This is a genomic window from Sphingomonas fuzhouensis, from assembly GCF_034659795.1.
Classification (GTDB): Bacteria; Pseudomonadota; Alphaproteobacteria; order Sphingomonadales; family Sphingomonadaceae; genus Sphingomonas; species Sphingomonas fuzhouensis.
This window is the reverse complement of record NZ_JAXSQY010000002.1, coordinates 17362-38845: the sequence shown is the minus strand read 5'-3', so window position 1 is coordinate 38845 and position 21484 is coordinate 17362. Positions and strand designations below refer to the sequence as shown.

Annotated in this window: 26 protein-coding genes; 17 read left to right on the top strand and 9 right to left on the bottom strand. The window is 65.6% G+C overall.

Annotated features, from left to right (window positions below):
- Positions 1 to 164: 164 nt before the first annotated feature.
- From glnA to aroQ, 7 genes are all read right to left on the bottom strand, one after another.
- Positions 165 to 1577: a type I glutamate--ammonia ligase gene (glnA, locus tag U1H82_RS05005; RefSeq protein ID WP_322963833.1), complete on the bottom strand. Its 1413-nt coding sequence runs from the start codon at positions 1575 to 1577 to the stop codon at positions 165 to 167.
- Positions 1578 to 1687: 110 nt separating this feature from the next.
- Positions 1688 to 2026 (bottom strand): P-II family nitrogen regulator, encoded by a 339-nt coding sequence (locus U1H82_RS05000; protein WP_322963832.1) that lies wholly within the window; start codon positions 2024 to 2026, stop codon positions 1688 to 1690.
- Positions 2027 to 2186: 160 nt separating this feature from the next.
- Positions 2187 to 2528, bottom strand: a complete 342-nt coding sequence (gene arsC, locus U1H82_RS04995) for an arsenate reductase (glutaredoxin) (RefSeq protein ID WP_322963831.1) — start codon at positions 2526 to 2528, stop codon at positions 2187 to 2189.
- A gap of 93 nt (positions 2529 to 2621) precedes the next feature.
- Positions 2622 to 2993, bottom strand: a complete 372-nt coding sequence (locus tag U1H82_RS04990; protein WP_322964413.1) for an HdeA/HdeB family chaperone — start codon at positions 2991 to 2993, stop codon at positions 2622 to 2624.
- 186 nt (positions 2994 to 3179) lie between these two features.
- Entirely contained in the window at positions 3180 to 4529 is a 1350-nt protein-coding gene (accC, locus tag U1H82_RS04985; protein WP_322963830.1) for an acetyl-CoA carboxylase biotin carboxylase subunit, read from the bottom strand.
- Between the two features lie 6 nt (positions 4530 to 4535).
- Positions 4536 to 5021, bottom strand: coding sequence for an acetyl-CoA carboxylase biotin carboxyl carrier protein (accB, locus tag U1H82_RS04980; protein WP_322963829.1), 486 nt, complete (start codon positions 5019 to 5021; stop codon positions 4536 to 4538).
- A 14-nt stretch (positions 5022 to 5035) separates the two neighbouring features.
- Positions 5036 to 5470 (bottom strand): type II 3-dehydroquinate dehydratase, encoded by a 435-nt coding sequence (gene aroQ / locus U1H82_RS04975; protein WP_322963828.1) that lies wholly within the window; start codon positions 5468 to 5470, stop codon positions 5036 to 5038.
- Between the two features lie 113 nt (positions 5471 to 5583).
- Between aroQ and thiS the strand changes: the two genes are divergently transcribed.
- On the top strand, positions 5584 to 6594 hold the full coding sequence (gene thiS / locus U1H82_RS04970; protein ID WP_322963827.1) for a sulfur carrier protein ThiS: 1011 nt from the start codon (positions 5584 to 5586) through the stop codon (positions 6592 to 6594).
- Between the two features lie 91 nt (positions 6595 to 6685).
- On the top strand, positions 6686 to 6868 hold the full coding sequence (locus U1H82_RS04965) for a CsbD family protein (protein WP_307001440.1): 183 nt from the start codon (positions 6686 to 6688) through the stop codon (positions 6866 to 6868).
- Positions 6869 to 7137: 269 nt separating this feature from the next.
- Here the strand turns inward: U1H82_RS04965 and U1H82_RS04960 are convergent, their stop codons facing one another.
- Positions 7138 to 8787, bottom strand: coding sequence for a thiamine pyrophosphate-binding protein (locus tag U1H82_RS04960; protein ID WP_322963826.1), 1650 nt, complete (start codon positions 8785 to 8787; stop codon positions 7138 to 7140).
- 99 nt (positions 8788 to 8886) lie between these two features.
- Here U1H82_RS04960 and U1H82_RS04955 point away from each other — a divergent pair, with 99 nt between their 5' ends.
- From U1H82_RS04955 to leuD, 6 genes are all read left to right on the top strand, one after another.
- The gene (locus U1H82_RS04955) at positions 8887 to 9588 is read left to right on the top strand and encodes a CoA transferase subunit A (protein WP_058746682.1); all 702 of its coding nucleotides are present in this window, start codon (positions 8887 to 8889) and stop codon (positions 9586 to 9588) included.
- A gap of 173 nt (positions 9589 to 9761) precedes the next feature.
- A complete protein-coding gene (locus U1H82_RS04950) occupies positions 9762 to 10628 on the top strand; it encodes an HAD family acid phosphatase (protein WP_322963825.1) in 867 nt (288 codons plus the stop codon).
- Between the two features lie 2 nt (positions 10629 to 10630).
- Positions 10631 to 11266 carry a CoA transferase subunit B gene (locus U1H82_RS04945; RefSeq protein WP_322963824.1) on the top strand — a complete coding sequence of 212 codons (636 nt, stop codon included), beginning with the start codon at positions 10631 to 10633 and terminating at the stop codon, positions 11264 to 11266.
- A gap of 4 nt (positions 11267 to 11270) precedes the next feature.
- Positions 11271 to 11960 (top strand): glutathione S-transferase family protein, encoded by a 690-nt coding sequence (locus tag U1H82_RS04940; RefSeq protein WP_322963823.1) that lies wholly within the window; start codon positions 11271 to 11273, stop codon positions 11958 to 11960.
- Positions 11961 to 12068: 108 nt separating this feature from the next.
- On the top strand, positions 12069 to 13535 hold the full coding sequence (gene leuC, locus U1H82_RS04935) for a 3-isopropylmalate dehydratase large subunit (protein ID WP_322963822.1): 1467 nt from the start codon (positions 12069 to 12071) through the stop codon (positions 13533 to 13535).
- Positions 13536 to 13698: 163 nt separating this feature from the next.
- On the top strand, positions 13699 to 14319 hold the full coding sequence (gene leuD / locus U1H82_RS04930; protein WP_322963821.1) for a 3-isopropylmalate dehydratase small subunit: 621 nt from the start codon (positions 13699 to 13701) through the stop codon (positions 14317 to 14319).
- Positions 14320 to 14347: 28 nt separating this feature from the next.
- Here the strand turns inward: leuD and U1H82_RS04925 are convergent, their stop codons facing one another.
- Complete coding sequence (locus tag U1H82_RS04925; RefSeq protein ID WP_322963820.1) at positions 14348 to 14476, bottom strand: hypothetical protein; 129 nt, start codon at positions 14474 to 14476, stop codon at positions 14348 to 14350.
- Positions 14477 to 14759: 283 nt separating this feature from the next.
- On the opposite strand from U1H82_RS04925, the gene U1H82_RS04920 reads away from it, so the two are divergent.
- From U1H82_RS04920 to nadC, 9 genes are all read left to right on the top strand, one after another.
- Positions 14760 to 15083 carry a DUF1476 domain-containing protein gene (locus U1H82_RS04920; protein WP_322963819.1) on the top strand — a complete coding sequence of 108 codons (324 nt, stop codon included), beginning with the start codon at positions 14760 to 14762 and terminating at the stop codon, positions 15081 to 15083.
- A gap of 2 nt (positions 15084 to 15085) precedes the next feature.
- Positions 15086 to 15319, top strand: a complete 234-nt coding sequence (locus tag U1H82_RS04915; protein ID WP_294239658.1) for a BolA/IbaG family iron-sulfur metabolism protein — start codon at positions 15086 to 15088, stop codon at positions 15317 to 15319.
- Between the two features lie 24 nt (positions 15320 to 15343).
- Complete coding sequence (grxD, locus tag U1H82_RS04910; protein ID WP_056439494.1) at positions 15344 to 15667, top strand: Grx4 family monothiol glutaredoxin; 324 nt, start codon at positions 15344 to 15346, stop codon at positions 15665 to 15667.
- 248 nt (positions 15668 to 15915) lie between these two features.
- Positions 15916 to 16284, top strand: a complete 369-nt coding sequence (locus tag U1H82_RS04905) for a BlaI/MecI/CopY family transcriptional regulator (protein ID WP_322963818.1) — start codon at positions 15916 to 15918, stop codon at positions 16282 to 16284.
- Entirely contained in the window at positions 16281 to 17930 is a 1650-nt protein-coding gene (locus U1H82_RS04900) for a M56 family metallopeptidase (RefSeq protein WP_322963817.1), read from the top strand. Before U1H82_RS04905 ends, U1H82_RS04900 begins: the two co-directional genes overlap by 4 nt.
- 92 nt (positions 17931 to 18022) lie before the next feature.
- A complete protein-coding gene (locus tag U1H82_RS04895) occupies positions 18023 to 18883 on the top strand; it encodes an MBL fold metallo-hydrolase (RefSeq protein ID WP_322963816.1) in 861 nt (286 codons plus the stop codon).
- Positions 18865 to 19596: a DUF4230 domain-containing protein gene (locus tag U1H82_RS04890; protein ID WP_322963815.1), complete on the top strand. Its 732-nt coding sequence runs from the start codon at positions 18865 to 18867 to the stop codon at positions 19594 to 19596. Before U1H82_RS04895 ends, U1H82_RS04890 begins: the two co-directional genes overlap by 19 nt.
- Before the next feature lie 44 nt (positions 19597 to 19640).
- On the top strand, positions 19641 to 20627 hold the full coding sequence (gene nadA, locus U1H82_RS04885) for a quinolinate synthase NadA (RefSeq protein WP_322963814.1): 987 nt from the start codon (positions 19641 to 19643) through the stop codon (positions 20625 to 20627).
- Positions 20624 to 21460, top strand: coding sequence for a carboxylating nicotinate-nucleotide diphosphorylase (nadC, locus tag U1H82_RS04880; protein ID WP_322963813.1), 837 nt, complete (start codon positions 20624 to 20626; stop codon positions 21458 to 21460). The genes nadA and nadC overlap by 4 nt, the downstream gene beginning before the upstream one ends.
- The last annotated feature ends 24 nt before the right edge of the window (positions 21461 to 21484 follow it).

The following is a 21484-nucleotide window of genomic DNA, read 5'->3' as shown; positions in this document are numbered from 1 at the left end:
CATGATCGTGAGGTTGAGCGACACGGCTGTCAATCGGGCAGACCTGATAGGATGGCCTCGTTCGCATTTTCGAGCGTGATTGCTTGTTCGTGATGACCACCTCCCCCAAAAAGAAAGGGGCCTTGCGGCCCCTTTCCCCGTAGTGACATCCATCGGTGGCTGGATCAGCCGCTGTAATACATGTCGTATTCGACCGGGCTGGGGGTCATTTCCCAGCGCATCACTTCCTGCATCTTCAGTTCGATATAGCTTTCGATCTGGTCCTTGGTGAACACGTCGCCCTTCAGCAGGAAGTCGTGATCGGCGGCCAGCGAGTCGAGCGCTTCGCGCAGCGAACCGCAGACGGTCGGGACCTGGGCCAGTTCGGCGGGCGGCAGGTCGTACAGGTTCTTGTCCATCGCTTCGCCCGGATGGATCTTGTTCTGGATACCGTCCAGACCGGCCATCAGCAGCGCCGCATAGGCGAGGTACGGGTTCGCCAGCGCGTCGGGGAAGCGCACTTCGACGCGCTTCGACTTCGGGCCGGTGCCGTACGGGATACGGCACGACGCCGAGCGATTGCGCGCCGAGTAAGCGAGCAGCACCGGCGCTTCGTAACCCGGCACCAGGCGCTTGTAGCTGTTGGTGGTCGGGTTGGTGAAGGCATTCACCGCCTTGGCATGCTTGATGATGCCGCCGATGAAGTACAGGCAGGTTTCCGACAGGCCCGCATAGCCGTTGCCGGCGAACAGCGGGGTCTTGCCTTCCCAGATCGAGAAGTGGGTGTGCATGCCCGAGCCGTTATCTTCCTTGATCGGCTTGGGCATGAAGGTCGCGGTCTTGCCGTATGCATGGGCGACCTGATGCACGACGTACTTGTAGATCTGCATGCGGTCGGCGGTCTGGGTCAGCGTGCCGAAGGTCAGGCCCAGCTCGTGCTGCGCGGCGGCAACCTCATGGTGGTGCTTGTCGCAGGGCAGGCCCATTTCGAGCATGGTGGTGACCATCTCGCCACGGATGTCGACCGCCGAGTCGACCGGCGCGACGGGGAAATAGCCGCCCTTGGCGCGCGGACGGTGGCCGAGATTGCCGCCCTCATAGTCGCGGCCGGTGTTGGTCGGCAGCTCGATATCGTCGATCTTGAAGTAGGACGACGAATAGTTGGTGTCGAACTGCACGTCGTCGAACATGAAGAATTCGGCTTCCGGGCCGACATAGACGGTGTCGCCGATGCCGGTGGTCTTCACGAACGCCTCGGCGCGCTTGGCGGTCGAGCGCGGATCGCGGGCATAGAGTTCGCCGGTCGACGGCTCGACGATGTCGCAGAACACGATCAGCATCGGGGTGGCCGAGAACGGATCGGTGTACACGGCGTCGAGGTCGGGCTTCAGGACCATGTCCGACTCGTTGATCGCCTTCCAGCCCTCGATCGACGAACCGTCGAACATCAGGCCGTCGGTCAGCTCGTCCTCACCCAGGATCGAGGCGACCATGGTCAGGTGCTGCCACTTGCCCTTGGGGTCGGTAAAGCGCAGGTCGACCCACTCGATCTCTTCGTCCTTGATCTGGTTCAGGATATCGCTGGCCGTTTTCGCCATGTTCCGTTCTCTCTCTGCTTGTGGCCGCCACCCGGAAAAACTCCGGGGTCGGTGGTAAGGTTTTAGACGGGCTGAGTGTCAGCCCGGTGACGTCGATGGGTCGGGGTGGGTCAGATCGCCGCGTCGTCCCGCTCGCCGGTGCGGATGCGCAGCGCGGTTTCGACCGGGATGACGAATATCTTGCCGTCGCCGATCCGGCCGGTCTGCGCTGCCGCCGCGATCGCCTCGACCACGCGCTCGGCCAGGCCGTCCTCGACGACGACTTCCAATTTTACCTTGGGCAGGAAGTCGACGACATATTCGGCACCCCGATACAGCTCGGTGTGGCCCTTCTGGCGGCCGAAGCCCTTGGCCTCGGTGACGGTGATACCGGACACGCTGATCTCATGCAGCGCCTCCTTCACCTCATCGAGCTTGAACGGCTTGATGATCGCCTCAATCTTTTTCACGAGCCTGAATGCCCCCGATGTTGTTCGAACCCTCGCCCGATCATGCGTTTCGCATGGATCGTGCCAACTGCTTCTCCCTCGTGAGAGGGTAAGGAAATGCTCATGATTGCGCCCGCAAAATGGGCAAGTACCTGCTCGCTGCCTGATTTTCGGGCAGCGCTCACAGGATGCTCCGAACCGCTTCGGGCGGGCGGCCGATGACCACGCCCTTGTCGGTTTCGACAAGCGGTCGTTCGATCAGGATGGGATTGGCCGCCATAGCAGCCAGGACCGCCGCGTCGTCCGACGTGGCAAGCGCCTTGGCCTCTGCCTCCGCCTTGCGCAGCCCGTCGCGGGGCGACAGGCCAGCCTTGGCATAGAGGCGGCGGAGTTCGTCGGCGCTAGGCGGCGACTTCAGATATTCGACGATGGTGACGTCCGCGCCCGCGTCATGCAGCAGGGCCAGCGCTTCGCGCGACTTGGAGCAGCGCGGATTGTGATAGATGGTCGCCCGTCGAGCCATGGGTGGCTTATGCGCCCTGATGGCCTGGAAGCCAAGGCCATGATCGCGATAAGAGCGGGAAGGGCGCACCGCCCCTCCCGCTCCGAAAGAGGATTAGGGCTGCTTCGCGATCGCGCGCTTCACGGCGGTCACGAAATGGTCGCCGGGGCGCGCCTTGCACTGGTCGACCACGACCGGCACGATCTTCTCGACGCCATCGATGGTATAGGTCGGGTGCGGCTTGCCCTTGGGACCATAATTGGCCGCATAAACAATGGCCTGCGGGCGGAAGCTCTCGTCAAGCAGACCGAAGTCGTGACAGGTCACAGTCTCCATCTTCTTGCCGGACTTCAGGACTTCGATGACCCGCACGCCGTTCTTGCCAGGCACATGAGCCTGTTCATAGACGCTCTGAGCAAAAGCACCCGAAGAAACCGCGGCGATCGAGAACGCTGCGACGACACCGAAAGCTTTGAGCATTTTCATCTGCAAACCCCTCTCGTTAAAGGCATTGCATAAAAGCGCTTCGCAACTGCGAGTTCCCGCCGGTGAAACGGATTTCATGCGTTTGCGTGCCGGTTTCGATTGGGGTGTTCGGCAAGTATTTGTATTGGCTATGGTTTCAGAAGAAAGGGCATGTGCGATTTTTTCGCACATGCCCTTTTCGTCATCTCAGCCCTGCTTGGCGAGCCATTCCTCGAGCCACTTGATCGTATAGTCGCCCTTCTGGAACTCGGGATCGTCCAGCAGCGCCTGGTGGAGCGGGATGGTGGTCTTCATCCCCTCGATCACGAACTCCTCCAGCGCGCGGCGCAGGCGGCGCAGCGCGCCCTCGCGGGTCGTGCCGTACACGATCAGCTTGGCGATCATGCTGTCGTAATAAGGCGGCACCTTATAGCCCTGGTACAGGCCGCTATCGACGCGGACATGCATGCCGCCCGGCGCGTGATACATCTTCACCGTGCCCGGCGAGGGGGCGAAGGTGCGCGGGTCTTCCGCGTTGATGCGGCACTCGATGGCGTGGCCACGGAACTGAACGTCCTGCTGGCGCAGGGTCAGCGGATGACCCTCGGCGACGCGGATCTGCTCGCGCACCAGGTCCAGGCCGGTGATCATCTCGGTGACGGGATGTTCGACCTGAAGGCGGGTGTTCATTTCGATGAAATAAAACTCGCCGTCTTCCCACAGGAATTCGATCGTGCCCGCGCCGCGATAGCCCATATCGGCCATCGCCTTAGCGACCACGCCGCCCATGCGCGCGCGCTCCTCGGCGGTGATGATCGGCGAGGGGGCTTCCTCCAGCACCTTCTGGTGGCGGCGCTGGAGCGAGCAGTCGCGCTCGCCCAGATGGATCGCCTGGCCGTTGCCGTCGCCGAAGACCTGGAATTCGATATGCCGGGGGTTACCCAGATATTTTTCCATGTAGACGGTCGAGTCACCGAACGCGGCCTTCGCTTCCGAACCCGCCTGCTGCATCAGCGTTTCGAGCTGGTCCTCGGACGGCACGACCTTCATGCCGCGACCGCCGCCGCCCGACGCCGCCTTGATCAGCACCGGATAGCCGATCTCCGCCGCGAGCGCCTTGGCTTCCTCGACATCCGAAATCGCGCCGTCCGAACCGGGGACCAGCGGCAGGCCGAGCGCACCGGCGGTGCGCTTGGCCTCGACCTTGTCGCCCATGATGCGGATATGCTCGGGCTTGGGGCCGACGAAGATCAGGCCGTGCGCCTCGACGATCTCGGCGAACTTGGCGTTCTCCGACAGGAAGCCATAGCCGGGGTGGATCGCGTCCGCGCCCGAAATCTCGGCGGCCGAGATGATGTTCGGGATGTTGAGATAGCTGTCACCGGCCGCGGGCGGGCCGATGCACACCGCCTGGTCGGCGAGGCGCACATGCATGGCATCGGCGTCGGCCGTGGAGTGCACGGCGACGGTTTCGATCCCCATCTCGTGACAGGCGCGGTGGATGCGAAGCGCAATCTCACCACGATTGGCGATCAGGAGTTTCTTGATCTGCGCCAAGGCGGCTTACTCGACGACGACCAGGGGCTGGTCGAACTCGACCGGCTGGCCGTTCTCGACCAGGACGGCGGTGACGGTGCCCGCCGCCGTCGCAGTGATCGGGTTCATCACCTTCATCGCTTCGACGATCAGCAGCGTGTCGCCCGCCGACACCTTCTGCCCGACCGAGGCGAAGGGCTTGGCGCCCGGCTCGGCCGACAGATAGACGGTGCCGACCATCGGAGACTTCACGGCATTGGCCGAGACGGCAGGCGCGGCGGCTTCCGCAGGCACAGCGGCGGCGGCGGGCGCAGCAGCCACCGGAGCGGGGGCAGCGGCGGGTGCCGGGGCATAGGCCACCGGTGCGGCGGGGGCCGCCTTTCGCGCGACGCGGATCTTGCGGTCGCCATGCTCGACCTCGATCTCGGTCAGGGCGGTGGCGTCGAGCAGCTCGGCGAGCTGACGGACGAGGTCGACATCGACCTTCATCGCTTGTTCAGTCTTTTCGGTCATGGGACGCGCTCCTGTCAGAACCGGGCGGCGGCTTCAAGCGCGAGCAGATAGGATTGCGCGCCAAAACCGGCGATTGTGCCTTTTGCGGCACGCCCGATGAAGCTCTCATGACGGAATGGCTCCCGCGCATGAGGGTTGGATAGGTGAACCTCGATCACCGGGGTCGTCACCGACTTGATCGCATCATGGATCGCGATCGACGTGTGGGTAAAGCCCCCGGCATTGAGCAGCACGGCTTTTGCCTCATAGGCCTGGGCCTCGTGCAGCCAGTCGATCAGATGGCCTTCATGGTTGGACTGGCGCATGTCGATCATGAGATCGAGTTCGCGCGCGCGGTCCTCCAGCATTCCCGCGATGTCGTCGAGCGTGTCATGACCATAGATATGCGGCTCGCGCATACCCAGCAGGTTCAGGTTCGGCCCGTTGAGGACATAGATGGTCGCGGGCATCGGCACTCCCATGGTTGCGGCTCGGGATGGCCGGGCCTAGATCGAGGGTCCTCCTTAACCGCATGCCCTATCCCACGTCGAGCGGGCAGCGACTTGCATGGTAAGTGACACATATGCCCCATACCGATGGAACCGTGACGATCACCGTGAATGGCGAGCATAAGCGGGTGGCGGCGGGCCTGTCGCTGGCCGATCTGGCGAGTCAACTGGGGCTGGTGCCTGAAAAGGTGGCGGTGGAGCGCAACCTGGAGGTCGTACCGCGCTCGACGCTGGCGGACGTGCAGGTCGAGGATGGCGACGAGATCGAGATCGTGCACTTCGTCGGCGGCGGCGATCATGTGGCGCCCGTGGTGGATGACGATTCGTGGGAAGTCGCGGGCCAGCGTTTCCGCTCGCGCCTGATCGTCGGCACCGGCAAGTATAAGGACTTCGCGCAGAATGCCGCGGCGGTCGAGGCGGCGGGGGCTGAGATCGTCACGGTCGCGGTGCGCCGGGTCAACGTATCGGATCGCAACGCGCCGATGTTGACCGATTTTATCGACCCCAAGAAGATCACCTATCTGCCCAACACGGCTGGCTGCTTCACCGCTGAGGACGCGATCCGTACGCTACGTCTGGCGCGCGAGGCGGGCGGCTGGGAGCTGGTCAAGCTGGAGGTGCTGGGCGAGGCGAAGACGCTCTATCCCGACATGTACGAAACGCTGCGCGCGACCGAGATCCTGGCCAAGGAAGGCTTCAAGCCGATGGTGTATTGCGTCGACGATCCCATCGCGGCCAAGCGGCTGGAGGATGTCGGCGCGGTCGCGATCATGCCGCTGGGCGCGCCGATCGGATCGGGGCTGGGTATCCAGAACAAGGTGACGATCCGCCTGATCGTCGAAGGGGCCAAGGTGCCGGTGCTGGTCGATGCAGGCGTCGGCACCGCGTCCGAGGCGGCGGTCGCGATGGAGTTGGGCTGTGACGGTGTGCTGATGAACACCGCGATCGCCGAGGCCAAGGACCCGGTCCTGATGGCCCGCGCGATGAAGGCCGGGGTCGAGGCGGGCCGCATGGCCTATCGCGCCGGGCGGATGGGCATGCGGCGCTATGCCGACCCCTCCAGCCCGCTTGCCGGACTGATCTGACATTAATTTCAGGGAACTTGCCGCGTAACGAACCGTTGTGTTTCCGTGTGTTCAACGGGACTTATTCAGTCCCCAGTAAATGGAGGCCGCAATGGGTGAGCTGACCGACAAGATCAAGGGCAATGTCAACGAGCTGGTTGGCAAGGCCAAGGAAGCCCTGGGCGACCACAATCATGACGCCGACCTGAAGGCGGAGGGCCAGGCCCAGCAGCTCAAGGGCAAGGGCCAGGAAGTCAAAGGTTCGGTGAAGGGCGCTCTTGGCGACAACATCTGAACCTGCTAATCGTTTCTGACTAAAGCAATCAGCAACGAACTCGCCGCCCCGGTCATGCCGGGGCGGTTTTATTTTGTCTGAGGTTGATCGGCCAAATGCGGCTTGATTGTAATGGCTTCACTATAGCGCCGTGACGCATTGCTTCCCGATCCTCCCCTGCAAGGGGAGGGGGACCATCCGAAGGATGGTGGAGGGGTGTCACCCCTCTCGATAACGCGCCACCCCTCCGTCAGGGCTTCGCCCTGCCACCTTCCCATGCCGGGGAGGATTTAGCGGCCAGCGATTCGCGACAAGGTGGTAGCTGGCGTGATGACCTCGATGTCGGTCTTGAGATGCAGCAGTCGCACCCCCGTCTCCGCCATGGCGCGAGAGAGGGCAGGGGCGAAATCCTCGGTCTGCGTCACCGTCTCGCTCCAGCATCCATAGGCTCGCGCCAGCGCCGCGAAATCGGGGTTGGCGAGTCCCGTCGCCGCGACCCGGCCGGGATATTCGCGTTCCTGGTGCATGCGGATCGTGCCGTACCCGCCATTGTCGACCACGATGACCAGCATTTGCGCGCCGTGCTGCCCGGCGGTCGCCAGTTCCTGTCCGTTCATCAGGAAGCAGCCATCGCCCGCCAGCGCGACGACCATCCGGTCGGGATGGCGCAGCGCGGCGGCGGTGGCGGCGGGGACACCATACCCCATCGCGCCGCAGGTCGGGGCGAGCTGGCATCCCGGCTCGTAGCGCCAGTAACGGTGCCACCAGCCGGAATAATTGCCCGCGCCGTTGCACAGGATCGAATCGGCCGGGAGCATCTCGCGCATTGCGGCGACGCATTGTCCCAGATCGAGCGTCACGCCGTCGCGCGGAGCGGGTTCGGACCAGGCGAGATAGTCGGCATGGGCCTTCGCGCCGGACATGTCGACCACGCCGCGATCCCGCGCCAGCACGTCCAGCATCGCCGCGCCCTCGAACACGTCGCAGCACAGCGCCAGATCGGTGCGATAGACGCTATGCAATTCCTGCGGGTCGGGGTGGATATGGACCAGCTTCTGTCCCGGATGGTCCGGCGTGATGAGCGCATAGCCATCGGTCGTCGCCTCGCCCAGCCGCGCGCCGAGTACGATCAGCAGGTCGGCTTCCCGCACCCGCGCGACCAGGGCGGGGTTGGGGCCATAGCCCAGATTGCCCGCATAGACGGGGCAAGTGCTTGGCACCGCGTCCTGCCGCCGAAACGCGGCGACGAGCGGAATGCCGGAGGTTTCGCCCCATTGCGCGACCATGCGGACCGCATCGGCGTTCCAATACGCGCCGCCTATGATCGCCACCGGACGCTCCGCCGCGTTGATAAGTTCCTGAACCTCCATCGCGTCGGAGATCAGCACATCCTGCGCGGGCCGCTCGATCCGGGGGCGGGGTGTGCCTTCGATCAGGTCACACAGCATGTCCTCCGGCAGGGCCAGCACCACAGGCCCCGGCCGCCCGTTCATTGCGGTAGCATAGGCGCGGGCGATATATTCGGGGATACGCGCGGCATCGTCGATTCGCGCCGCCCATTTGGCGAGCGGTGCAAACATCGCCTGGAAATCGACCTCCTGAAAGGCTTCGCGGTCGCGCGTGCCCCGGTCGACATCGCCGATGAACAGGATCATCGGTTGCGAATCCTGGTGTGCGACATGCACGCCGATCGCCGCGTTGGTCGCGCCCGGCCCGCGCGTCACGAAGGCGATGCCCGGCCGCCCGGTCAGCGTGCCGTCGGCACAGGCCATGAAGGTTACGCCGCCTTCCTGCCGACACGTCACCAAGTCGATGGCGGGCGTGTCGTGCAGCGCGTCCAGCACCGCCAGGAAACTCTCGCCCGGCACGGTGAAGATACGGTCGCACCCCTGTTCGAGAAGCGCATCGACAAGCAGGCGTCCGCCGGTTTTCGTGGTCATGGGCTGAGCCTAGCCTTGCTTGTTTGCAAAGCGCAAACCTTGGGTTGACCCGGCTCCACCCCTCCGCCTAACGCTTGCGCCATCATAGGGAGGACGCCCATGCAGAAGCTCTATTCCGACGCGGCCGCCGCGCTCGACGGCCTGCTCCATGACGGCATGACGATCTGCGCCGGGGGCTTCGGCCTGTGCGGCATCCCGGAACGCCTGATCGACGCGATCGAGGCCGCCGGGGTCAAGGACCTGACCATCGCCAGCAACAATGCCGGGATCGACGGCGTCGGGCTGGGCAAGCTGCTCCGCTCGCATCAGGTGAAGAAGATGATCTCGTCCTATGTCGGCGAGAACAAGGAGTTCGAGCGGCAATATCTGAGCGGAGAGTTGGAGGTCGAGTTCTGTCCGCAGGGCACGCTGGCCGAACGCTGCCGGGCGGGGGGCGCTGGCATTCCGGGCTTCTACACCAAGACCGGCGTCGGCACGAAGGTCGCCGAGGGCAAGGAAGTGAAGCAGTTCGACGGTGAGGACTATATCCTCGAACGCGGTATCCGCGCCGACCTGTCGATCATCAAGGGGTGGAAGGCCGACGAGGCCGGGAACCTGATCTTCCGCAAGACCGCGCGCAACTTCAACCAGCCGATGGCGACGGCGGGCCGCATCTGCGTCGCCGAGGTCGAAGAGGTGGTGCCGGTGGGGTCGCTCGACCCCGACCAGATCCATCTGCCCGGCATTTACGTGAAGCGCATGATCGTCGGCGCACCGTATGAGAAGAAGATCGAGTTCCGCACGGTTCGCGAGCGGGTTTGATGGATGGGGCAGGGGGTGGGGCTTTCCCTCCCCCCGACCCCCTCCCGCCTGCGGGAGGGGGAGCGTGCTTGGCGGAGGGCATGGCTTTGAAAAACTGGCGATTGAAATCGAACGATAGCCCAGAAACCTCTCCCCTCCCGCAGGCGGGAGGGGCTGGGGGAGGGCAGCCCGGCTTGAGGCTGGGCATCGCACTCGCCGCCGCCCTGACCCTGTCCGGCTGCGTCGTAGCGGTCGGCAACAACAGTCCGGCTCCGGCACCCTCTGCTGCGACGAACCCCAAACTCGCGGGCATGCAATACCTCTACGGCTCGGCCGAGGCCGACGCGATCTCGCGCCAAGCCTGGAACACGCTCGTCACCTATGCCGCCGACCGGGTGCGCCGCCCCCAAGCCGACAGCGTCGTGCTGGCGCAGGGTTCGAGCCTCGAAAGCCCCCGCTTCGTCCCTTGTGCGGGCAAGCGCCCGGCGGCGGTCTTCGATGTCGACGAGACGGTGCTCCAGAATCTCGGTTTCGAATATGACGATCTGACCGGCCGTTCCGACCGCGACTTCCCCGGCCGCTGGCGCGCCTGGGAACAGAGCGACGGCCATGCCGTCCTGCCCACGCCCGGCGCCGTGGCGGCCATCGCCGATCTGCGCGCGATGGGCGTGACCGTGATCTTCAACACCAATCGCGACGATCCTGCCGGGGCCGCGCGGGTGATCGATGCAGCGGGGCTGGGCCCGGCGGTGCATGGCGACACGCTGTTCGTGCGGCCCGACACGGGGAGCGGCGACAATAAGGACCCACGCCGCTGGCAGATTGCGCAGCGCTATTGCGTGATCGCGATGGGCGGCGACCAGCTGGGCGATTTCAGCGAGTTGTTCAATACCTCTGCCACCGTGGCGCAGCGTCGCGCCCGTGCCGATGGCCCGCGCATCGCGGCGCTGTGGGGACGCGGCTGGTTCGTCTTCCCGAACCCCGTCTACGGCAAGGCGCTGAAGGGCACACCCGACGACATCTTCCCCGCCGACCGGCGGTGGCACCCGACAGGAGAGTGAGCATGGCCTGGACCCGCGACGAAATGGCCGCCCGTGCGGCCAAGGAGCTGAAGGACGGTTTCTACGTCAATCTCGGCATCGGCATCCCGACGCTGGTGGCGAACCATATCCCACAAGGGGTCGAGGTGACGCTGCAATCCGAAAACGGGATGCTGGGCATCGGGCCGTTTCCCTATGATGACGAGGTCGATCCCGATCTGATCAACGCAGGGAAACAGACGATCAGCGAACTGCCGCACTCGGTCTATTTCTCGTCGGCGGACAGCTTCGCGATGATCCGGGGCGGGCATATCGACCTGACGGTGCTGGGTGCGATGGAAGTCTCCGAAGGCGGCGACATCGCCAACTGGATGATCCCCGGCAAGATGATCAAGGGCATGGGCGGTGCGATGGACCTGGTCGCGGGCGTCAAGAAGATCATCGTCGTCATGGAGCATAATGCCAAGGACGGCAGCCCCAAGTTCATCCCCGAATGCACCCTGCCGCTGACCGGGCGCAACGTCGTCGATATGATCGTCACCGATCTGGCGGTGTTCCAGCGCCCCGATCATGACAGCGCCTTCCGCCTGATCGAATGCGCGCCGGGTGTGACCGCCGACGAGATCGCCGCCAAGACGACCGCGCGCTTCGAGCGCTGAGCGGGTGGCCTATACCCTCATCACGGCGAACCGGAATTATTCGAGCTGGTCGCTGCGGCCCTGGCTGCTGATGAAGGCGCTGGGGATCGCGTTCGAGGATCGGATCGAACCCTTTCAGGCAGCCGAGAATTACGCGGCGTTCCGCGCCTTCTCGCCGACCGGGCAGGTGCCGGTGCTCCTCGATGGTGAGCGGGTGGTGTGGGACTCGCTGGGCATCGCGCTTTACCTGGCCGAGCGGCATCCCGGTGTCTGGCCCGAGGATGAAGCGGCCCGCGCCTGGGCGATGTGCGCGGTGGCGGAGATGCATGGCGGCTTCGATGCGCTGCGCTCCGAGCGGACGATGAATGTCGGGGTGCGGGTCGATCCCAAGCCTGCTTCGCCGCGCCTGGAGCGCGATATCGCGCGGCTGATCGAAGTGTGGGAAGAGGGCCTGTCGCGCTTCGGCGGGCCGTGGCTGGCGGGTGCGGCCTTTTCGGCGGTCGATGCTTTCTATGCCCCGGTCGCGTTCCGGGTGCGCACCTATGGCATCCACGTCGGTCCGGTGGGCGCGACCTGGGTCGAGACGATCCTGGCGCATCCGGCGGTGCAGGACTGGGAGGCGCAGGCGTTGGCCGAGACGTGGCGTGATCCGGATCACGAAATCGACCTGGCCGAATGCGGCGGGGTGACCGAGGATTTTCGTACGCAGGCGTGAGCGATCGACCGTTTCAACATGAAAAATCCGCCATGATCGATCGCCGGGCGAAATAAGATTGCGCCCGGCCTTTGCGTTTGGCACCTTTTCGGATAACAGCCCGGCATCATGGCCCAACGACCCCAGACTCTGTACGAGAAGATCTGGGCCGCGCACGTTGTCGAACGGCGGCCCGATGGCACCTGCCTCATCTATATCGACCGCCACCTCGTTCATGAGGTGACCAGTCCCCAGGCATTCGAGGGGCTACGCGCAGCGGGCCGCAAGGTGCGCCGTCCCGAGCTGACGCTGGCGGTGCCGGACCATAACCTGCCCACGACGCCGCGCACGGACGCGAACGGCAATTTGCTGCCCATCGCCGACCCGGAAAGCGCGCAGCAGCTGGAGGCGCTTCGCCGCAACACCGCCGAGTTCGGCGTCGACTATATCGACGCGACGGCGGCGGCGCAGGGCATCGTCCATGTCGTGGGGCCGGAACAGGGCTTCACCCTGCCGGGCACGACGCTGGTTTGCGGCGACAGCCATACGTCGGCGCATGGCGCGCTGGGCGCGCTGGCCTTCGGTATCGGCACGTCGGAGGTCGAGCATGTGCTGGCGACCCAGACGCTGCTGCTCTCGCCCTCCAAGACGATGGAGGTCCGGGTCGACGGCACGCTGGGCTACGGCGTGTCGGCCAAGGACGTGGTGCTGGCGATCATCGGCAAGATCGGTGCGGCGGGCGGCACCGGCCATGTCATCGAATTTACCGGCAGCGTCATCCGCAACCTGTCGGTCGAGGGGCGCCTGACCATCGCCAACATGTCGATCGAAGGCGGCGCGCGCGCGGGCCTGATCGCGCCCGACGAGACGACCTTCGCCTATCTGAAGGGCCGCCCGATGGCGCCGCAGGGTGAAGATTGGGACCGCGCCGTCGCCTGGTGGCGGACGCTGCCCACCGATCCGGGCGCGGTGTACGACAAGGTCGTGACGCTCGACGCCGCCGATATCGCGCCCAACCTGACCTGGGGCACCAGCCCGGAGGATGTGGTGCCGATCACCGGCGTCGTCCCCGATCCCGACAGCTTCGCCGATCCGTCCAAGCGTGAAGCAGCACGCAAGTCGCTGGATTATATGGGCCTGGAACCCGGCACCGCGATGCAGGACGTGCCCATCCAGCACGTCTTCATCGGCAGCTGCACCAACAGCCGGATCGAGGATCTGCGTGCCGCCGCCGCCGTGGCACGCGACCGCAAGGTGGCCGATGGCGTCCGCGCGCTGGTCGTCCCCGGTTCGGGGCTGGTCAAGCGCCAGGCGGAGGCCGAGGGGCTCGACCGTGTCTTCGTACAGGCGGGCTTTGAATGGCGCGAGCCGGGCTGTTCGATGTGCCTGGCGATGAACCCCGACAAGGTGCCAGCGGGCGAGCGTTGTGCCTCGACCTCGAACCGCAACTTCGTCGGTCGCCAGGGTCCGGGTGCGCGCACCCATCTCGTTTCCCCCGCCATGGCGGCGGCGGCGGCCGTGACCGGGCGCCTTTTCGATGTTAGAGAGTTGAAGATCCACGATTTCGATCGTGAAGGCATCGGACAGGGACGATAGGGGAAAGGCATCATGAAGCACGTATTGGTCATGCTCGTCACCGGCGCGGTACTCTGCGGTGCGGCCGCCTATGCCGCCGGGATCGCGTCGCGCCCCGCCGTGGCCGAGCAGCGTCCGCCCCAGGCGCGCTGACCCGGACGCTTTTGAACACAGGGATGATGGAATGAACCCGGTTACGACCGTCTCCGGCACCGCTTACCCTTGGGGTGCCAAGAATATCGACACGGATGTCATCATCCCGGCGCACTGGCTGAAGACGATCACCCGCGCCGGTCTGGGGCGCGGGGCGTTCGAGACGGTGCGGGCGCAACCGGGCAATATCTTTGATGATCCCGCCTATGCGGGTGCGCCGATCCTGATCGCGGGCGACAATTTCGGCTGCGGCTCCAGCCGCGAACATGCCGCCTGGGCGCTGGCCGATATGGGCATCCAGGCGGTGATCGCGCCCAGCTTCTCCGACATTTTTTCGGGCAATGCGTTCAAGAACGGCATCGTTCCGGTCGTGCTGTCGCAGGACGCGGTCGATCGGCTGATCGAAGTGGCGAAGGACCAGCCGATCACGGTCGATCTGGAAACGATGACGGTCACGACGCCGTTTCAGGATCGGTTCGGCTTCGACCTCGACCCGTTCCGCCGCGAATGCCTGATGAAAGGGCTCGATGAAGTCGGCCTGACGCTGGCACGGGACGAGGCGATCGGCACGTTCGAAGGTGCGATGGCCGAGGGGCGGCCCTGGGTTGCCGGACGGCGGCGGCTGGACGCCGAGGTGACCGGCAACGCCTGAGCCGCGACGTAAGCGTTCGCTGGGGCAATCAGGACGCGACGACCACGACGCCCGCGATCAGCGCCCACATGGCGAGGGACCCGATCACGCCGTTGACGATACCCAGCATCGGACCGCGATCGCGGTCGCCGGCAATGGGAGGCAGGGGGGTCGGCATCACGCTCTCCTAACGCTTTATCGGTCAGGCGTCGGGTTCGTTTCGACCCGGTGGTCCATCCCGTTCTGGTTACTCTTACACTACGCTTTGCAGGGCACCGGGTTCCGTTCGTTCCGGCTGAGCAACGATGGGCTGGAGCTTCCGCTGATCGAGAGGCTGCCGCGGAACCTCTGGCCATCCCTTGCAGGTCGATCCACGACCATCGGTTGCGCGCCGCCGCGCCGCCCCCTATCTCGGACGGGTGTTTTGATTGCCCGACCAGGGCTTGGGGGATGGCGGACCGATGACCAGTTTCGACGATCGCAGAAAGGGCTTCGAGGCCAAGTTCGTGGCCGATCAGGATATGGTGTTCCGGATCACGGCCCGGCGTAACCGGCTGGTCGCGCAATGGGCCGCGGAGCGGATGAAGCTGACGCCTGCCGAGACCGATGCTTATGCCAAGGCGGTCGTACAGGCCGATTTCGAGGAAGCGGGCGATGAGGACGTCATCCGTAAGCTGCTGGGCGATCTGACCGCCGCGGGGATCGATGTGGACGAGGCCGAGGTCCGCCGCGCGCTGGACGAGCAGCAGGTCGAGGCCCGCCGCCAGTTGATGGAGAGCCGCTGACCATGCCGATGGCCGCCGACGATATCGCCGCGATGATCCGCGCCGCCATTCCCGATGCCGATGTCCAGATCACCGATCTGGCCGGGGACGGCGATCACTATGCCGCGCATGTGACCGCCGCCAGCTTTGCGGGGATGAGCCGCGTCGCACGCACCCGCGCCGTTTACGCGGCACTTGGCGGGCGCATGGGGGGCGAGCTTCATGCGCTGCAACTGACGACCGCCGTTCCCGCCTGACCCTTTTCCTCAAGGACGATTGATATGACCGACGATACGAATGCGCGGATCGACGCGCTGGTAAAGGACAATGCCGTCCTCCTGTTCATGAAGGGCACGCCGCTCTTTCCGCAATGCGGCTTTTCCAGCCGCGCCGTGGCGATCCTGAACCATCTGGACGTGCCGTTCGAGAGCGTCGACGTGCTCCAGGACCAGGGCATCCGCCAGGGGATCAAGGCCTATTCGGACTGGCCGACCATCCCGCAGCTCTATGTGAAGGGCGAATTCGTCGGCGGTTCGGACATCATGATGGAGATGTACGAAAGCGGCGAACTGGCCGAGCTGGTCCAGGATGTGAAGACCGCGTGATCGTTCGGCGATCCTGAAAATTGAGAGGGGGGCTGGGTTTCGATCCGGCCCCCTTTTTCTATTCCTCCCCTGTAAGGGGAGGGGGACCATCCAGAGGATGGTGGAGGGGTGTCCCCGCTGATGGTGACACCCCTCCGTCAGGCCTGCGGCCTGCCACCTCCCCTTACAGGGGAGGAATGAATCGACCCTATTGACTACGCCTGTAATCGGAATAGGATTACGCTTGTAGTCAATAAGAGGGCGAGTCGATGGCCGAGCGTATCAGCGATGCCGAACATGCCGTGATGGAGGTCCTGTGGGAGGAGGCTCCGCTGACCGCGCAGGATGTCGCCGAGCGGGTCGATCCCGATCGGGGCTGGAGCACCAACACCGTCAAGACGCTGCTCGGCCGCCTGCTCGCCAAGAGCGCCATCGCGCATGAAGAGCAGGGGCGGCGTTACCTGTACCACCCGCTCGTCGCGCGGGACGATTATGTGGTGGGCGAGTCCCGCCGCCTGATCGACCGACTGTTCGGCGGCCGCCTGACCCCGCTGGTCGCGCATCTGGCCGAACGCGACGAACTGACCGCGCAGGACATTTCCGAGATCGAGGCGCTGCTCAAGGAGCTGAAGGCGTGAGCGGCGCGCAACTCGGCTGGGCGGTGGAGGCGATGATCGCCTCGACCCTCCTCATGGTGCTGGTGCTGCTCGCCCGCCGCCATGTCCGCGCAGCCTTCGGGCCGCAAATCGCCTATGCGCTCTGGGCGCTGCCGCTGCTCCGGCTGGTCCTGCCCCGTCTGCCGCAAGGGGTGTCCGAGCAGGCGACGCCGCCGCTGGCCGCCGTCAGCGAACGGTTTTCGGCCTATGTGATGGTGCCGGTTGCCGAACAGCTCCCCGCGCCGCTCGCCGCGCCCAGCATCTGGCCGATGGTGGGGGAGGGGATCGCCTGGTTCTGGATCGTCGGGGCGGCGGGTTTCCTGGGGTTCCAGCTGTTTCGCCACTGGCGCTTCCGTAGCCGCCTGCTCGCCTCGGCCGAACCGCTGGACGCGATCGAGGGGGTGCGTGTCGTGGCCAGCGATGGCGCGCCCGGTCCGCTCGCCTTCGGCATATGGCATCGCTATGTCGCCTTTCCTCGCGATTTCGCCGAGCGGTACGACGCGGATGAACGCGATCTGGCGCTGGCGCATGAGCTGGGGCACCACGCGCGGGGCGACCTGATCGCCAACTGGATCGCGCTCACGGTGCTGGCGCTCCACTGGTTCAATCCGGTGGCCTGGCGGGCCTTCCACGCGTTCCGCGCCGATCAGGAGCTGGCCAATGACGCCCGCGTCCTGAAGGGCCGCAGTCGCGCCGACCGGCATGTCTATGCCTGCGCCATCGTCAAGGCCGCGCATGGCCGCGCGCTGTCGGGCGCTTGTCACCTGCACACCATCGATGATCTGAAAGGGAGGCTGAAGATGTTGACCACTTCTCCGAAATCGCGTCGTCAGCTGGCGATGGGCGGCGCGGCCGTGTCGCTGCTGGTGCTGGCTGGGCTGGGGGCGACCGCCTCGGGCACCCCGGCGGCGGCGGCGCTGACCAAGAAGGTCGAGCGGACCCTGGGCGTCGACCTGACGACGCCTGCTATGCCCGATCAGATCGACGTGCCGGAGACCCCGGAGACGCCAGAAACCCCGGAGGTTGCCGAGATGCCGGAGGTCGCAGCACCGTCCACGACTCCTGCTCGGGCAGCTCCTATCAACCGCGCTGCCCCGATGACCGCTATGGCTTCGATAGCGCCGACGGTTCCTGCCGCACCGATCGCTCCCGCCGCGCCCCAAGCTGCCGATGTCCCGGCCGCTCCGGCGACCCCGGCCGTGCCGCGTGTCCGCGTCGTCACCTTGCGCAACGGACAAAAGGTTCAGATCGTCAACGCACATGGCGTGTCTTCGCTGGTGCCGATGCCTCCGATCCCGATGGTCCAGGCCCGCGCTTGCGGCACGGGCAGCAGCGATACCCGTACCAGCTATACCACGGTGGACGGCAAGACGCGGCGACAGGTCACCGTCATTTGCACCGACCGGATCGAGCATTCGGCGCAACAGGCTGCTTCGCGCGCCGTCATCGATGCCCAGCGCACGGCGAAGGTGAACATGCAGATCGCGCTGGCCAGCATCGAAAGCGCCCGCGCCTCGATTATTCGCGACCGCAACCTATCCGAAGAGTCTCGCCACGGCGCCCTGAATGGTCTGGATCAGGCGACCGCCCAGGTGAAGGCCGAAATGGCGAACCGCGATCGCGACTGAGGCGACCACGACTTTACCCCGAACTCGACCCCCGTACCCGTTAGCGGGTACAGGGGTTGCCCTTTGCCTGCGGCTTGCCCACATGCTCGATAATGGCTGAGCACCCGACCGGCATTCCGATCCTGCTTGAGCCGCTGGTTACCCGCGTGCTCGCTCCCAATCCGTCGCCCTTTACCTATACGGGCACGCAGAGCCATGTCGTGGGCGACCGCGATGTGGCGGTCATCGACCCCGGCCCGGACGATCCTGCCCATATCGACGCGCTGACCCGCGCGATTGCCGGGCGGCCCGTGAGGGCGATCGTCATCACCCATCACCACCGCGACCACAGCCCGGCCAGCCGCCCGCTCGCCCGACTGACCGGCGCGCCGATTGTCGGTGCGGCTCCCTTCGCCCCCGATTATGAGGGCGGCCAGTCCGACGCCGCGTTCGACCGCGACTATGCCCCCGACCGCGTGCTGGCCGAGGGAGAGGGCGTCGCCGGGGATGGCTGGACACTGGAGGCCATTGCCACACCGGGCCACACATCGAACCATCTCGCCTTTGCATTGCCGGAGACGAAGGCGCTGTTTTCAGGCGATCATGTGATGGGCTGGTCGACCAGCATCGTCTCGCCGCCCGATGGCGATATGACCGCCTATATGGCGAGCCTGGAAAAGCTGATGGGTCGCGATGACCGGGTCTATTATCCCGGCCATGGCGAGGCGGTCGACAATCCGCAGCGGCTGGTGCGCGGCATGCTGGGGCACCGCAAGCAGCGCGAGGGGCAGATATTGCGATTGCTCGCGGCGGGGGAGGCGCAGACCATCGCCGCGATGACCGCGCGCATGTATGTCGGGCTGAACCCCAAATTGCTTCCGGCCGCCGAACGATCGGTGCTGGCGCATCTTTATGACCTGCGGAACCGGGGGCTGGTCCGCGAGGAAGGAGCATCATGGACGAGCGCGGCGTAATCCCGCCTGCCACGACGCAGCGGCGCGGCGGGGTCGGGCTGTTCCTGACCAAGGTCGCGGGCGCGCTGGTCCTGCTGATCCTGGCCGGGCTGATCGTGGTGTGGGGCGTGCAGCGCTATGTCGCCGACCGCCTGACCCCCGATCCGACGACGATCGCGCGCGCCAGCCTGGAGGGGCTTCGCGAGCAGAACCGTCTGTCGGCTTTTGCCGCGCGCTATGTCGCGGTCGTCACCTCGCGCCAGTCGCAACTGGGCTTCTCGACCGAGCGGACGCTCATCATGCCGGGCATGGTCCGCTATGAGGTCGATCTGGGCAAGCTGCGGCAGCAGGATGTCCGCTGGGACGGGACCGATCATATCCTGTCGGTCACGCTGCCCCCGATCGAGATCGATGGGCCACAGGTCGATCTGGCGGCGATCCGCGAATATGGCTCGGGCGGGGTGCTCAGCACCTTTACCGACGCCGAACAGCGACTGGACGCGGCCAACCGGACGGCGGGGCAGGTCGAACTGATGCGCCAGGCCCGCGCGCCGGCACCGATGAAGCTGGCGCGCGATGCGACCCGCCGGGCGGTCGAGCGCAGCTTCACCATGCCGCTGCGCGCCGCCGGGGTCGACGGCACCGTCAAGGTCCGCTTCGCCGACGAGCCTGCCGGTGACGAACACTGGGATACCACCCGCACCGTTCAGGATGTCCTGAGCAACGCGCGGTAACGTGCCCGATTGTCGGCGCAGGGGCTTGCGCCTAGGGGAGTGCCATGACCATCCAGACGAATCTGACCGGCCTCGACCTGCGCGCCGAGATTGATCGCCTCCGCCGCGAGCGTAACGCCGTCATCCTCGCCCATTATTACCAGAAGCCCGAGATTCAGGACCTGGCCGATTTCGTCGGCGACAGCCTGGACCTCAGCCGCAAGGCGCAGGCCACCGATGCGGACGTCATCGCCTTTTGCGGCGTGCGCTTCATGGCGGAGACGGCGAAAATCCTGTCGCCGGACAAGATCGTCGTGCTGCCCGACATGGCCGCCGGGTGCAGCCTGGAGGATAGCTGCCCGCCCGAACAGTTCGCCGAGTTCCGTGCGCAGCACCCGGATCACATCGCGCTGACCTACATCAACTGCTCGACCGAGGTGAAGGCGCTGTCCGACATCATCGTCACCTCGTCCTCGGCGGAGCAGATCCTGGCGCAGATCGACCCCGATCAGAAGATCATCTTCGGCCCGGACCGCAATCTGGGCGGCTATCTGGCGCGCAAGACCGGCCGCGACATGCTCCTGTGGCCCGGCGTCTGCATCGTGCACGAGGCGTTCAGCGAAACCGAATTGCTGAAGCTGCGCGCCCAGTACCCGGACGCGCCGATCGCCGCGCATCCCGAATGCCCGGCGGTGATCCTGGACCATGCCGATTATGTCGGATCGACGCGCGGCATCCTGGAATTCGCGCAAACCGTGACCAGCGATACGCTGATCGTCGCGACCGAGCCGCACATCATCCACCAGATGCAAAAGGCGATGCCGGGCAAGACCTTCATCGGCGCGCCGGGCGCGGACGGCAACTGCAACTGCAATATCTGCCCCTATATGGCGCTCAACACGATGGAGAAGCTGTATCTGGCGCTGCGTGACCTGACCCCGCGCGTCGAGATCGAGGAAGGGTTGCGGCTCCAGGCCAAGAAGAGCCTCGATGCCATGCTGACCCTGGCCAGCGGGACGGTCGGCAAGGGCGATCTGGGCCCGCGTTCATGATCGAGGGCTTCGACCTCGACGCGTTCGTTACCGCGACGCTGGCCGAGGATTTGGGGCCGGGCGGTGACATCACCTCCGCCGCCGTGATCCCGGCGGGCGCACGCTTCGTCGGTACGATGGCGAGCCGCGACGCGATCACCGTCGCCGGGCTTCCCATCGCCGAGGCATTCTTCCGTCGCCTCGACGCGGATGTCGTGATCGAGCGGCTGGTCGAGGACGGAACCAGCGTTGCGGCGGGCACCGCGCTACTCCGCCTGTCGGGCAAGGCGCGTGCGATGCTGACGGCTGAACGGTCGGCGTTGAACACCGTGCAGCATCTGTCAGGCATCGCGACGATGACGGCGGCCTATGTCGCGGCGATTGCGGGGACGGGCGCGACCTTGCTCGATACCCGCAAGACCATTCCCGGCCTTCGCCTGATCGAAAAATACGCCACCCGCATGGGCGGCGCGCAGAACCACCGCATGGGCCTGTGGGATGCGGCCATGATCAAGGATAATCACGTCGCGGTTGCGGGCGGCATCGGTCCGGCGGTGACGGCGGCGCGCGACGCGGGGATCGCCCGGATCATCGTCGAGGTCGACGCGCTGGACCAGATCGAACCGGCCTTGGCGGCGGGGGCGACCCATTTGCTGCTGGACAATATGGGCCCGGCGCAATTGGCCCAGGGCGTCGCGCTGGTCGCGGGACGCGTTCCGACCGAGGCGTCGGGTGGCGTGCGGCTGGACACGATCCGCGCGATCGCGGAATCTGGCGTCACCTATGTCAGCGTGGGGCGCTTGACCCAGTCGGCCCCGGCGGCCGATATCGGGCTGGATTTCGCCGCGGCCTGATCGGCCGTGGGGGCAAGAAGGGGA

Bases quoted from the DNA above. Each gene is read 5' to 3' on its own strand.
- U1H82_RS04890 (WP_322963815.1), top strand. From the start codon at position 18,865: ATGGACGAGCGCGGCGTAATCCCGCCTGCCACGACGCAGCGGCGCGGC.
- U1H82_RS04915 (WP_294239658.1), top strand. From the start codon at position 15,086: ATGCCGATGGCCGCCGACGATATCGCCGCGATGATCCGCGCCGCCATT.
- thiS (WP_322963827.1), top strand. From the start codon at position 5,584: ATGCCCCATACCGATGGAACCGTGACGATCACCGTGAATGGCGAGCAT.
- arsC (WP_322963831.1), bottom strand. From the start codon at position 2,528: ATGGCTCGACGGGCGACCATCTATCACAATCCGCGCTGCTCCAAGTCG.
- U1H82_RS04905 (WP_322963818.1), top strand. From the start codon at position 15,916: ATGGCCGAGCGTATCAGCGATGCCGAACATGCCGTGATGGAGGTCCTG.
- nadA (WP_322963814.1), top strand. From the start codon at position 19,641: ATGACCATCCAGACGAATCTGACCGGCCTCGACCTGCGCGCCGAGATT.
- aroQ (WP_322963828.1), bottom strand. From the start codon at position 5,470: ATGCCCGCGACCATCTATGTCCTCAACGGGCCGAACCTGAACCTGCTG.
- accB (WP_322963829.1), bottom strand. From the start codon at position 5,021: ATGACCGAAAAGACTGAACAAGCGATGAAGGTCGATGTCGACCTCGTC.
- U1H82_RS04960 (WP_322963826.1), bottom strand. From the start codon at position 8,787: ATGACCACGAAAACCGGCGGACGCCTGCTTGTCGATGCGCTTCTCGAA.
- nadC (WP_322963813.1), top strand. From the start codon at position 20,624: ATGATCGAGGGCTTCGACCTCGACGCGTTCGTTACCGCGACGCTGGCC.
- U1H82_RS04925 (WP_322963820.1), bottom strand. From the start codon at position 14,476: ATGCCGACCCCCCTGCCTCCCATTGCCGGCGACCGCGATCGCGGTCCG.
- U1H82_RS04965 (WP_307001440.1), top strand. From the start codon at position 6,686: ATGGGTGAGCTGACCGACAAGATCAAGGGCAATGTCAACGAGCTGGTT.
- grxD (WP_056439494.1), top strand. From the start codon at position 15,344: ATGACCGACGATACGAATGCGCGGATCGACGCGCTGGTAAAGGACAAT.
- U1H82_RS04895 (WP_322963816.1), top strand. From the start codon at position 18,023: ATGGCTGAGCACCCGACCGGCATTCCGATCCTGCTTGAGCCGCTGGTT.
- leuD (WP_322963821.1), top strand. From the start codon at position 13,699: ATGAACCCGGTTACGACCGTCTCCGGCACCGCTTACCCTTGGGGTGCC.
- U1H82_RS04920 (WP_322963819.1), top strand. From the start codon at position 14,760: ATGACCAGTTTCGACGATCGCAGAAAGGGCTTCGAGGCCAAGTTCGTG.
- glnA (WP_322963833.1), bottom strand. From the start codon at position 1,577: ATGGCGAAAACGGCCAGCGATATCCTGAACCAGATCAAGGACGAAGAG.
- U1H82_RS04955 (WP_058746682.1), top strand. From the start codon at position 8,887: ATGCAGAAGCTCTATTCCGACGCGGCCGCCGCGCTCGACGGCCTGCTC.
- U1H82_RS04990 (WP_322964413.1), bottom strand. From the start codon at position 2,993: ATGAAAATGCTCAAAGCTTTCGGTGTCGTCGCAGCGTTCTCGATCGCC.
- leuC (WP_322963822.1), top strand. From the start codon at position 12,069: ATGGCCCAACGACCCCAGACTCTGTACGAGAAGATCTGGGCCGCGCAC.
- U1H82_RS04945 (WP_322963824.1), top strand. From the start codon at position 10,631: ATGGCCTGGACCCGCGACGAAATGGCCGCCCGTGCGGCCAAGGAGCTG.